The organism is Thermoplasmataceae archaeon, from assembly GCA_038729425.1.
Classification (GTDB): Archaea; Thermoplasmatota; Thermoplasmata; order Thermoplasmatales; family Thermoplasmataceae; genus B-DKE.
The window spans coordinates 221,480-233,632 of record JAVYSB010000003.1; the positions used below are offsets into that span (position 1 = coordinate 221,480).

11 protein-coding genes are annotated in these 12,153 nt (G+C 46.2%); 5 read left to right on the forward strand and 6 right to left on the reverse strand.

Going from position 1 to position 12,153, the window contains the following annotated elements; genetic code table 11:
• Window positions 1-495, forward strand: a 495-nt coding sequence (locus tag QW597_04455; protein ID MEM0155837.1) for a UbiD family decarboxylase, incomplete at its 5' end; no start/stop codon positions are given.
• The gene (locus tag QW597_04460; GenBank protein MEM0155838.1) at window positions 482-1,342 is read left to right on the forward strand and encodes a UbiA-like polyprenyltransferase; all 861 of its coding nucleotides are present in this window, start codon (window positions 482-484) and stop codon (window positions 1,340-1,342) included. The genes QW597_04455 and QW597_04460, both read left to right, overlap by 14 nt.
• On the opposite strand, the gene QW597_04465 is transcribed toward QW597_04460, so the two are convergent.
• Window positions 1,322-2,527, reverse strand: coding sequence for an MFS transporter (locus QW597_04465; protein ID MEM0155839.1), 1,206 nt, complete (start codon window positions 2,525-2,527; stop codon window positions 1,322-1,324). The two genes, QW597_04460 and QW597_04465, sit on opposite strands and share 21 nt — an antisense overlap.
• Window positions 2,528-2,663: 136 nt before the next feature.
• A complete protein-coding gene (acnA, locus tag QW597_04470) occupies window positions 2,664-5,357 on the reverse strand; it encodes an aconitate hydratase AcnA (GenBank protein MEM0155840.1) in 2,694 nt (897 codons plus the stop codon).
• 341 nt (window positions 5,358-5,698) lie between these two features.
• On the opposite strand from acnA, the gene QW597_04475 reads away from it, so the two are divergent.
• The 3 genes from QW597_04475 to QW597_04485 are packed head-to-tail and all read left to right on the forward strand — an operon-like array spanning window position 5,699 to window position 8,071.
• Window positions 5,699-6,886, forward strand: coding sequence for a mandelate racemase/muconate lactonizing enzyme family protein (locus QW597_04475; GenBank protein MEM0155841.1), 1,188 nt, complete (start codon window positions 5,699-5,701; stop codon window positions 6,884-6,886).
• A 5-nt stretch (window positions 6,887-6,891) separates the two neighbouring features.
• Entirely contained in the window at window positions 6,892-7,806 is a 915-nt protein-coding gene (locus QW597_04480) for an RAD55 family ATPase (protein MEM0155842.1), read from the forward strand.
• Between the two features lie 55 nt (window positions 7,807-7,861).
• Window positions 7,862-8,071, forward strand: coding sequence for a CDGSH iron-sulfur domain-containing protein (locus QW597_04485; GenBank protein ID MEM0155843.1), 210 nt, complete (start codon window positions 7,862-7,864; stop codon window positions 8,069-8,071).
• A 135-nt stretch (window positions 8,072-8,206) separates the two neighbouring features.
• Here QW597_04485 and QW597_04490 read toward each other — a convergent pair whose 3' ends face one another.
• The 4 genes from QW597_04490 to QW597_04505 all read right to left on the reverse strand — a co-directional run.
• Window positions 8,207-9,076, reverse strand: a complete 870-nt coding sequence (locus tag QW597_04490) for an SDR family oxidoreductase (GenBank protein MEM0155844.1) — start codon at window positions 9,074-9,076, stop codon at window positions 8,207-8,209.
• A gap of 310 nt (window positions 9,077-9,386) precedes the next feature.
• Window positions 9,387-11,156: a proton-conducting transporter membrane subunit gene (locus tag QW597_04495; protein MEM0155845.1), complete on the reverse strand. Its 1,770-nt coding sequence runs from the start codon at window positions 11,154-11,156 to the stop codon at window positions 9,387-9,389.
• A 2-nt stretch (window positions 11,157-11,158) separates the two neighbouring features.
• Window positions 11,159-11,827, reverse strand: a complete 669-nt coding sequence (locus QW597_04500) for an NADH:ubiquinone oxidoreductase (GenBank protein ID MEM0155846.1) — start codon at window positions 11,825-11,827, stop codon at window positions 11,159-11,161.
• Window positions 11,824-12,153, reverse strand: a 330-nt coding sequence (locus tag QW597_04505) for a Ni,Fe-hydrogenase III large subunit (protein ID MEM0155847.1), incomplete at its 5' end; no start/stop codon positions are given. The genes QW597_04505 and QW597_04500, both read right to left, overlap by 4 nt.

The following is a 12,153-nucleotide window of genomic DNA, read 5'->3' on the forward strand; positions in this document are numbered from 1 at the left end:
GAGGATGTCATAATAGGGAAGGCTGTTGAACGTATGTTCCTCCCGGTCATTAAGATGCTTGTGCCGGATATTGTTGACCTTAACACCATGGAGGAAGCCGTATTCCACAATATGGTCATCGTTTCCATCAGGAAGAGATATCCGGGTCAGGCAAAGAAAGTGATGTTTGCTCTGTGGGGAACTGGCCAGCTTATGTTTTCCAAGATCATAGTGGTTGTGGACAACGATATTGACGTGCATGACAGGAAGCAGGTTATCTGGGCCATGACAACCAGGATAGACCCGGATAGAGACGTCATCATAATACCGGGTACTGTGACCGACAGCCTGGATCACCCGTCTCCTCTTTTTAATTACGGGTCAAAGATGGGAATAGATGCCACCAGAAAGGACATGTCTGAGGGGTATAACAGAGTGTGGCCGGATACCCTTGAGATGAACAACGAAATAGATTCCATAGTTAAGGAAAAAATGAAGAAATATGCCATCGGGTAAAGTCAGGGAAATCATAGATTACATAAAGCTGGAGCATACAATTTTTGACCTCCCGCTGGTTATAAGTGGCGCTCTGCTTGCAGCCGGTCCTGTGGTACTGCCAATCAAGTATGTTCTTATCCTCATCGCGGCGACTTCAGCCAGGGCAACAGCAATGTCTATCAACAGGATACTTGGCAGGAAATATGACGTGATCAACCCAAGGAAGAGGAATTGGTCGCTAGTACGCGGGACACTTTCCGTAAGAAGGGGGGTAACAATAACCCTAATTTCCGCAACGATTTTTGAAATTTCCGCATTCTTCCTCAACACGTTCGTGTTCGTACTCTCTCCCATAGTGCTATTTCTCTTCGTAACGGACCCGCCCCTCAAGAGAATAACGCCGTGGAGGCATATCTATATGGGATCAGTCATAGGAGTTGGCGTTCTGGCGGGTTATCTTTCGGTAATCCCAAGTTTTCCACATACACCCGAACTCTATGTCCTTTTCGCAGCCACATCGCTATGGATTGCCGGCTTCGATATGATATACGTTATACCTGATGTGCCGTTTGATAAGGAGAACAATCTGAAAACCGTCATGACCGAATACGGAATAAAACGCGGACTCAACATCTCAGCTTCAGTGCATGGCGTAACCATTGCTCTTTTCCTCTCAATGGGCTTCTTCCTTCATTCGCTGGTTTTTGAGATTTTCATGATACCCATAGCGGCGCTCATCGTAATTCAGCACCTGATAATCGATCCAAGTGATCCAGGTACAGTTAGGAAGTCTTTTCTCGGCGCGAATTCTTTCATTGGATTTATTTTCATGATTGCCATGGTATTATACGCGTTCGGCCTGTGACGTCGGATCCCTTGTGGGCATTTTCCTGATGGTTCTCCCAAAAAACAGGAAGATAATGATGGAGGTTACCCCGAACAGGTCTATGCTCCCCCATACTCTCGGTCCATCGAACGCGTATATTGAGAGGAAAACTGTACCAACCGATGGACCAAGTGCCCTGGCGGACGAGTTCATCATACTGTTGAACCCCATGTATCTCCCTACCTTTTCTGGTGGGGCTATTTTAGAAATAATAGTATTCAGCGTGGGATAGACAAGATCTTCGCCGATGGTTATTATGACCATATCGAGCATCAACTGAAGAAGTGTTCCAGAATAGCCTACAAGAAGATAGCCAACCGTGTAAAAAAATGACCCCACAATCATTGTTCCTATATCTGGGAACTTCCTGAACAGTACACTCAGGAAGTACTGTCCAAGAACAACAACGAATCCATTTACAGCGAAGACATAACCAATATCCGAAACCGGTATGCCCACATGGTCTGCGGCGTAGGTTGGAAGGGTCACTGAGAACTGCGTTGCGACGACCATTATGAAGAAAGTTCCAAGGCTGAACAGGATCAGGTATCTGTCCAGTGTTATCAGGCTGACTCTGTGTTTTAAGGGGTTGTCATAGGTCTTTCGGTCAAATATGAAAAGTACTATGATTATGAACTGAATCAACGATACCGCAGCCACAATTGCAAATATCTTTGCCACACCCAGATTGTATACGTACGCCCCCATAATTGGCCCAACGGCCCACCCTATGTTTGTAAGGATTCTGTATATCCCGTAAGCTATGGGGCGTTCTGCCACGCTCGTGACATCCGCCACCAGCGCAGTTGAAGAAGGGAATATGAATGATCCTGAAACCGATGAAAGCACGAAAGCAATTTCAATTGCAAGCAAAGAGAAATGGAATGCTATGAACGCAGATATAAGGGAATAGATCACGACACCCGTTATGCCCCCTATCATCAGTGCTCTCCGTCTTCCAAATTTATCCGCGATCCAGCCGCCTAATATACTGAAAATGACCGAAGATATTGCAGAAAAAGTGAATATCAACCCAACAACTATGATGGGTACACCAAGATCCTCGTTGAAAAATATAGCCATGAACGGCCAGGTCGCTCCGAAGCCGATGGAACGGATAGAACCAGATATACTCACCGCCCAGAGTGTCCTATTATCTATCATCAGCTTTGACTTAACTGAGAGAAGGTTCGTCCCCTGTTATCCCTGGGGAATATTTAAAACTCCGCTGTTAACCGGAGTTTTTAGTATAGAACTTAGGAAAAGTATGACCCAGGGTGGTCATTAAATTAGGAAAGGATCAGGATAGAATCCTGTCCATAACGTATTGCAGTATCCCACCCATGGTGAAGTACTCCACTTCAATGGGTGTGTCCAGCCTCAGGGTCAGGTCCATATGTTCCTTCTTTCCGGTCATTGTGGTATATGACAATCTCGCAGTTCCTCCAGGCAAGAATTTATCCGGGAAGTCTATGTTAAAACCCTTGGTTGGATCTGCATTCAGGCTTGGATAGTCCTTACCCTCCGGGAACTGGAGTGGTATAACACCCATCCCAATGAGGTTGCTGCGATGTATACGTTCATAACTCCTTGCAACCACTGCCTTGACGCCAAGAAGGTATGGTCCTTTAGCTGCCCAGTCCCTGGAGCTCCCGGTGCCATATTCCTTCCCCGCAAATACTATGAGTTTTTCGCCCTCTTTGGAATAATCCATTGCCACGTCATACACAGTGCCTTCAGCGTCAGTGGGAAGGCGAATCGTATACCCCCCTTCCCTTGAGACCATCAGGTTTCTTATCCTGTTGTTTCCAAAGGTCCCACGCATCATCACCTCATGGTTCCCCCTTCTGGACCCAAACGAATTAAAATCCGCAGGGGCAATGCCATGATCCATCAGGTACTTGCCTGCCGGGCTGTCCTTAGAAATGGATCCTGCAGGGGATATATGATCCGTTGTGACAGAATCTCCAAGAATAAGCAATGGGTATGCGTTGTTCAGGTCTCCGAATTCCGCTTTTTTTCCAGGTTCGAAGAGATCAAAAAACGGAGGATTTCTGATGTAGGTGCTTTTCGGATCCCACGGATACACTACCGATCCGGAAACATCGATATTGGCCCATTCTTCGCTGTAACTGTTGAGATCGGCATATCTTTCCCTGAACATTTCAGGATCAATTGTACGTGCTATGACTCCAGTAATTTCGGATTCGTCAGGCCATATATCTTTAAGGAATACCGGTCTTCCATCCTTCCCGTTTCCCAAGGGTTCTTTCTCAGGATCAATGGTAATCTTCCCTGCGATTGCCATCGCGACAACCAGTGGTGGAGACATTAAGTAGTTCGCCCTGACACTCTTATGAATCCTTGCCTCAAAGTTCCTGTTTCCGGAGAGCACGGCAGCAGTGCTGAGACCGGCTTTGACTATGCCTTCTTCTATGGCAGGATCCAGCTGTCCACTGTTCCCGATACAGGTTGTGCATCCAAATCCCACAAGGTTGAATCCCAACCGGTCCAGGTATCCCTGCAGTCCGGATTTCTTCAGATATTCACTTACAACTCTTGAACCCGGTGCGAGGCTTGTCTTAACCTTCGCGTTGACAGAAAGGCCCTTTTCTACGGCATTCTTAGCGAGAAGCCCTGCTCCGACCATTACTCTTGGATTGCTAGTGTTTGTACAGCTCGTTATTGCTGCGATGACGATGTCTCCATCGGAAAGTTGCGTATTAGATCCTTTCAGGTTTATCTTTGTGCTCTTCAAATAAACTTCATGCTTTGTCCCCTTCCCGGAAGCTGTATCAGCTGGCTGTTCCATGAATTTCATGAAGCTCCTGCCGATATCCCTCAGATTGGATCTCTGCTGCGGAAGTTTTGGTCCAGAGACGCTCGTCTCTATCTTCGATAGATCCAGGTCTACGATCTCGCTGAACTGCAGGCCCTTCTGCGATCCGTATAGTCCCTGCTTCTGAAGGTAATTCTTGACCAAGTTCACATGCTCCCTTGACCTGCCGGTCATGACCAGATAGTTGATCGTCTCGTCGTCCACCGGGAATAGCGCTAGGGTTGCTCCGTATTCTGGGCACATGTTTGAAAGCGTTGCCCTGTCTGGAAGAGGAAGCTGGCCTATTCCGTCCCCGTAAAACTCGACAAACTTCCCAACAACATTGTGCTTCCTGAGAAGTTCTGTCAGCGTAAGCACAGCATCTGTGGCATTAGTTCCAGAGCGAAGTTTCCCGTGAACATTGACTCCGACAACCTTCGGTGTGGAGATTGTTACAGGCTGGTCAAGCATTGCAGCCTCTGCTTCGATACCACCAACGCCCCAGCCGACCACCCCAAGTCCGTTAATCATTGTTGTATGAGAATCTGTCCCCACCAGGGTATCAGGATAGGCGTATTTTTTGCCGTCCACCTCTGTCGCCATCACCACACTGGCAAGATACTCCAGATTTACCTGGTGCACAATACCCACGGATGGGGGAACAATCCTGAGGTTCCTGAATGATTTCTGCGCCCACTTCAGGAATCTATACCTTTCGGAATTCCTCCCAAATTCCTTAGAGAGGTTTAGCGCAACTGAATTTTCGTTTCCGTAGAAGTCAACCTGGACGGAATGATCTATGACAAGGTCCACAGGTATCTGCGGTTGTATTATCTTTGGATCCTTGCCAAGTTGCTCTGCTTTAGCCCTCATTGATGCAAGGTCAACGATCGCAGGGACGCCCGTGAAATCCTGCATCAGCACCCTTGCAACCTTGAACGGCACTTCAACGTCAGAGGGATCTTTTGGGTTCCAGTTGAGAAGATTCTCAACATCCTCTTCCCTTACTGCTTTTCCATCAAGGTTCCGTATGAGTGATTCCAGAACTATTCTGATAGACAGGGGCAGTCTAGATATCCTACTGCCAGCATTTTCCAGATCGGGCAATGAGAAGTAATGATACGTTTTCCCGTCAGTCTCAAGGGTTTTTTCTATCCTGAATTTTGACTGCATCATAATCACCACAGCATGACAACTTATTTAATTATGATTTTCGATGCTTCCCGCATCCCAGAATATTCTTCCTCATTTCTCCTCAGGTTCCTTTTTCACTGACACATTACCTGTTATGGATCTTTCGCGTTGCATAGGCCTAGCAGTATTGCTGCACTGTGCTCTGGGAAGGACCTGTGTTAAGGCATTTCCATTTGCTCGCTGTTTCAACTGAAGTGAAGGGACTATATCATGGAATTTTGGAAGTTATCCACAGGAATATCCCAATTGAAGGTCTTGTTTGATTCCGCAATATCTCATGCAAAGTCTGATAAATTTAAGTATGTTGAAGTTAATTTAGTTGTATGAATTCTACCATCAAGGACATTGATATTATTGAACTAGGAGAAAAAGGGAGAGAAGTTTCCTCCCCTTGGAGCTCTACCATATTACTGGTCAAGTTGACATCCTCTGATGGTAAGGTTGGCTTCGGGGAAGCTCCGACCACACTCATGACCCTGCCTGTTAAAGAAAGCATGAAGGAGGTGCAGAGGGTATTCTCTGGCGCTGATTTCTTTCAGGTGGAAAGGAACGTGAAGGAATTTTACAGGCACTCGTTTTACCTGTCCAAGTCCATGGAAGCTACGTCTGCACTGAGTGCTTTCGAAATAGCCAGCTGGGATCTCATCGGAAAGGAACTTGGCTCTCCTGTGTACAACCTTATTGGAGGTAAGTTTAGGGACAGGATGAGGGCATATGCGAATGGCTGGTACTCGAACTGCGTTACGTCTGATGATTTTATAAAGAAGGCAAAGGAACTTGTGAGGCAAGGGTTCACGGCAATGAAATTTGACCCCTTTGGTCCCAATTTCGATACAATCACACGAGATGGGCTGGATAACGCAAGAAACATCGTTTCTGGAATGAGGGAGGCTCTCGGTGATAAGATTGACCTGCTCATTGAATGCCATGGCCGCTTCTCCACAAGATCAGCAATTGAAGCTGGAAAGGCACTAGAAGACCTCAATCCATTCTTCATGGAAGAGCCACTTCATCCGGAGCAAGAATTTGGTCTCGCTGAATTCAGGAAAGCTGTTAAGGTTCCTGTGGCGCTCGGGGAACGGCTGCTGAATAAGGTTGATTTTGCCAGGTTTATATCCTCAGGGCTGGTTGATGTGATTCAGCCTGATATCACGAATTCCCTCGGTGTGCTTGAGGGTAAAAAGATAGCTGCGATTGCAGAATCCTTCGGGATACCCGTGGCATTCCATAACGCCTTCGGCCCGATACAGACTGCCGCAACACTGAACGTGGATTATACCATACCGAACTTCCTCATTCAGGAGAGCTTTGAGGCTTTCTGGCCGGATTGGAAAAAGAATCTGGTCAGGTCTGGATACATGCTTGAAAATGGATATTTCACGATGTCTGGAAAACCGGGGATAGGAATTGATATTGATGAAAAGATACTGTCAGACTACAGGATAGACGGTATGGAGCCATTTGATAGTGTTGAGCCTCCATGGGTGGTGTCTGGAACTTACAGGGAGTAGGTTGAATGGTTAAGAAAGGGTCAAAGAGCGAAGAGGAGACGGAAGATCTCCGTAAAACCATAGGGGAGTTAAGGGACGAGATAGCTAGAGCAAAAACAAAGGAGAGAGAGTTGGCTTCAGCTCTCGAATCCAGAGAATCCGAGCAACAGAAAGATGATGATCACACTAGCGTGGGTGCTGTGAAGGAAGAAGGTGACGGAAAAGTCTCTTCTGGAATTCCAAAATTTGACGACCTAGTTTATGGCGGTATTCCTCAGGGAACCAACATTGTGCTTTATGGCCCACCCTTCTCCGAGAAATATCTTTTGGCATATAATTTCATTGCTAAGTCACTTGAAGAGGATGTGCCGATTATTGTTCTGACAGCGGATAAGAACATAAGGGAAATAATGTTTGAGGTTGGAAAGATAACAGAGAAGATCAACGGGTCTGAACAGAAAGGCATACTCAGATTCATAGACGTTTATTCCAGATCAATACAGATCGAAAGTGCATCAAGGTATGCTATCACGCTGGACAGCCCAATGAATATTAGTGCCCTCATGAAGTCTGTAGATCAGATCGCTGCAGATATAAGGAAGAAGTACTCATACTACAGACTATTGTTCTCTTCGCTGACTACTTACGTAACTTTGCTGGATGACCGGACATTCGTGAGGTTCGCCCAACAGTTCTCCCAGAAGAGGAAATCTGAGAACGCTGTGTCTATGTTCCTCCTCGAGGAGGGGCTTTTCGAGAAAAGAGTGTATGAGACCATAAGTTACTTGATGGATGGAGCTGTGGAATTCAGGATGGGATCCACAAGGAACTACCTCAGGGTGATGGGCATGGGAAAGACTAGATCCAGGGAATGGATCGATATATACCCCGAAGAACATGGGTTTAATCTTGGTTCATTCTCTCTTGAGAAAGTAAGGTAGCTTTCTGAGCTTAATCATCTTTTTAAACACATTATTACATGACATCAAGATAAAAATGAGCAGGTTGGTATTACACGAAAGAAACCGGCCTTACGTTGTTAAGGCTGGTGATGAGGAAATTTACCTTTGTGGATGTGGGTTGTCTGCAAACAAGCCGTACTGTGACGGGACGCACAAAAAGACGGTGGATGAAAAATCCGGTGTATTCATCTATGACAACAAGGGAGAAAGGGTGAAAATAGAGTCTTTTTACCAGAATCCATAGGCCTGAATTGGGCCATTATATTTTTCCTGTAGCTGTCACAGAAATTCTCAAGACCACTCAGTCTGCCCGTCAGTCATCACTATCAGTCTAGGCTGAATTCATCATCGTGGTCCATATGCAATTAGACTGGGATTATTAACTTTTTTCCGGGGTAACGTCATGTTTTTTTCTCGTCATATCACGTATAATTTCCCACTGTTCATCGTTCAGCGCCAGGAGATCACTGAACTCTCCAGCTCCTTTCAGCCATTCTCCGCCGTCTATTGTTACAACTTCTCCGGTGATGAATGAGGCATAATCGGATACGAGATACGACGCAAGATCTGTTATTTCGTTCATGTTTCCAAACCTTCCAAGTGGAACCCTTTCTTTCAGCAGATCGGCCATTCCTTCTAGTGGATACAGATTCCTTTTTGTTGCCTCCGTGGGGAAGGGTCCAGGGGCAATCGCCACATGCCTGATCCCGTATCTGGCCCATTCCACGGCCAGAGACCTTGTAACCGCAAGCACTCCAGCCTTCGCCGCCGCTGACGGCACTACGAACGCGGATCCAGTCCAGGAATAAGTGGTCACAATATTGAGAACCACTCCCTTCTGATGGTTCCTGATCCACCGTTTTCCAACCTCCAGTGTCATGTAAATTGTTCCGTGCAGAACAATACCAAGCACAGAATCCACTGCGTGCGGGGAAAGCTTTTCCGATGGCGCCACAAAATTCCCGGCTGCATTGTTCACGAGCACATCTATGCGACCATAATGGTCAAACACAGCATTCACTGCGGCGGTCACGTCATCCGGGTTTCGAACGTCGCATCTTGTCCAGAACCCCTCATAACCAGCTGCGGTCAATTCATCTGCTGCTTTTCTGAGAACATCCTCTCTCCGGCCAAGAATGGCAATTCTGGCTCCAAGGGAGGCAAACTTGTTGCACATTTCCCTACCTATGCCTGTGCCACCGCCCGTTATCAGTATAACCCTGTCCTTCAGTACACCTGGAGAAAACATGATGACTCTAACGTCTATAGAATATAATTAATTCTGTATCCAATGGCCAGGCAGAAATAGGGAGCATCCAATCACAGCATTAATGCCAATCCGAGACGAATGATTGAGAATATTTTGCCTTTCCTTCTTTATGCATTCGCGCAAGGGAACCGTCAAATGTGCTCCTCGCCATCTGAGAATATCTGAACGACCTGCAATTTACAATTAAAACGCATGGTAAAATTGAAAAAAACTTAGGAAATATGAGGAAGCTAGGAATTTATTAAACAATCATCAGTCTTGAAAGATTCAGGAAGATTTACAGTCAGATTCAGTAATACGTAACAGCGAGTATTATCACGACCATGAATGCAAATATCATGTAAATCATGTACCAACCTATTGAGCTGTTCATAAACTTCCGTGTGGCTATCATGCACATTTTCCTGTACCCTCTTCCGACAGAAATCATAGTAAACCAGAATATGTCCATTACCGAAATTGGTTGTTTGTCGTTTCCCATTCTGGTTCTGAGTATCCTTCTCAGCATCAGCCGTATTTCGTTGGCATAGGCAAATGACGTATAATCACTTGAAACCGATCTTCCACCATTCCACACCTCGGCCGTTCTGATTTTCGGATTCTTGAAAACAGCAAAGGCCGCGAGAGAGAAAGCCGTAATAAGCGATATAATGTAATATGGTGATATCAGGCCGAAATCTGCAGATGAGAACCTGGACTCTATCGTGAAACCGTTGAAGACCAGTACAGAGGGTACGCCTCCCCTGAAAATCACCGGAACGAAAAGCACTGAAAACACGAACATTATGAGGATTGTGACCCCAATACCGAATACCGTTATCGTTTCTATTTTGCTGGCGTGCCCTTTCCTGACCCTGAACAGTGCTGTGAATGACAGTATTTTCATCATGGCACCCGTTATCATACCTTCCGAAATAGCGATCACGGATCCTACTATTATGGCAATAATTCCGATGTATCCGCCAATATATGCCTGCATGAAGAAGGATTCAAGCAGCATCCATACTGCCACTCCACCTATTGCAGGAAAAAGCCCCGAAAGGGACAGAGTAGAAAGCAGCGTACCTATTCTCATCCACCTGTCCTCAGGAACCCTGGTCTCTCCAAAATATTCTCCTCTTGTACTTCCAATGGAAAGGAAAAGACCTGTCTTCGATACGGCGTGCGCCATTGCAAATATTATTATGGTAATCAGGACGAACTCCTTGAGGACGGCACTGTCTGTGACAAGGTATAGGCCGAAGGCTGCCAGGATTGCCGCCTGATTCTCTATGGTGCTGAACCCACCGAGCATTTTCATGTTCTCTGATATGTAGGCATAGATGGAGGCAAACAAAATTGAAATGCTTCCTATTATAAGAAAGAGAATACCAATGTAAACCAGCTCGGGACTGGTGGCGCTCAGGAATACCATCCTGGTTATGAGGAAGACCCCCATCAGTGTCATTGTCGCACTGAATACAGCCGAAGCATTTGCCGGTGCATTTCCATGGGCTATTGGAAGCCATTCGCTTATCATGAATGGAGACATGCCCATCTTTATCAAGGCTCCAAATGATATCAGAAGCAGTGGAACATAACTAGTAAGAGGGATAAAGCCGAAGGTCGAATTCCCGGACAGGAAAAATGAAGATATGGCGCCAGCAATTATAAGCACGGTGCTGAACTCACTGAATGTCATGAAAGCAAATGCAGGACCCCTTTCTGATTTGTTCAGTGCAACTATGGCATAAGATGGCACCGACATTATTTCCCAGCCGGAAATCAGCGCAAGATAATTGTTGGATACCAGTATGATCGACATCCCCATTACTGTTAGGGATATCAAGGACGCAAGCCATTTTCCGTACTTCTCTCCATACGACAGCGAAAAGATTCCGGCAAAGACCCAAACAATCCCAGCAATGATGGAATAATATGAAAGATAATCACCGAGTATAAACTGTGTAGCTGCGAACACTATCGAGGATGCGGTCAGTGTGACGTAAGAGGCTTTCCGATTGAACAATCCGATCAGGGCCGCTATGCCGAAAAGCGCTGGACCTAGGAAGGCAAGCATGATTAATGCACCTCCCCACTGCGTGATCCAGAATCTATGTATTTGTTTGTGTTTCCCAAGGCAGCATTGATAGCGGCCAAAACAGTATAAGGCGAAGGAGGACATCCCGCGATCTCAACATGGTACTTTTCCCTGTCCAGTGGAGAATCTCCCATAATGCCTCCAGTCACTGCGCACGCTCCAAGTGCAATGACCAGCTTGGGTTCTGGCATTGCTTCATATGCTTTTTCCAGTGCGTCTTTCATCCCTGCTGTCATGACACCCATGACAACAATAGCGTCGGCATGACGAGGGGTGTTTACGAGGAATATGCCAAGACGATTTGCATCATACTGCGGAGAAAATATGCTTAGCAGCTCCATGTTGCAGGATCCGCATGCACCCGAATCCAGCGGGAAAATGTGTAATGATTTACTGAACATGTCATATTTCCTTTTGACCGCGAATATATCCTGATCACCTGTTGGCTGTAAATCAGGCAAACATCTACGGCAGAATATGCATTTCTCCCTGATCCAGCCTTCAGGCGTTATGGCATCTGCTGGGCAGTTACCTCCATTGATCCCCACAAGAGCCGACGGCCATAACGGTGCTGTATCCGGAGCTTCCGAAGGAAACTTTTCAGTCTTTATCCCTTTCTTCAGCCCTTTCAGGAACCACAAATTGCTCACTGTATCACCACCGCGAGCTCAGAAGCCCAAATGCCAAAACTCTCCCAATTAAAGTGAAAATCTGTAAAAATATTACCAGCCATAGACGCCCGGAATGCTTCAATATTAAGCAAGGAAGGTGAAGAAAACTGAAGATCCTCTATCCTACCATCCCTTATGTTGACATAATAGAAGAGGTCCCCCTGTGGGCTCTCAACTCTTGCCGCGCCATCGCCGCTTCTACTCTCTGTTCTGGCTGAGGGGGAATTTCCAATGTTTCTAAGGGCTTCACATACCATATCGGAGGATGAAAGGATTTCCCTGCTTCTTACATAAAATCTACCGAA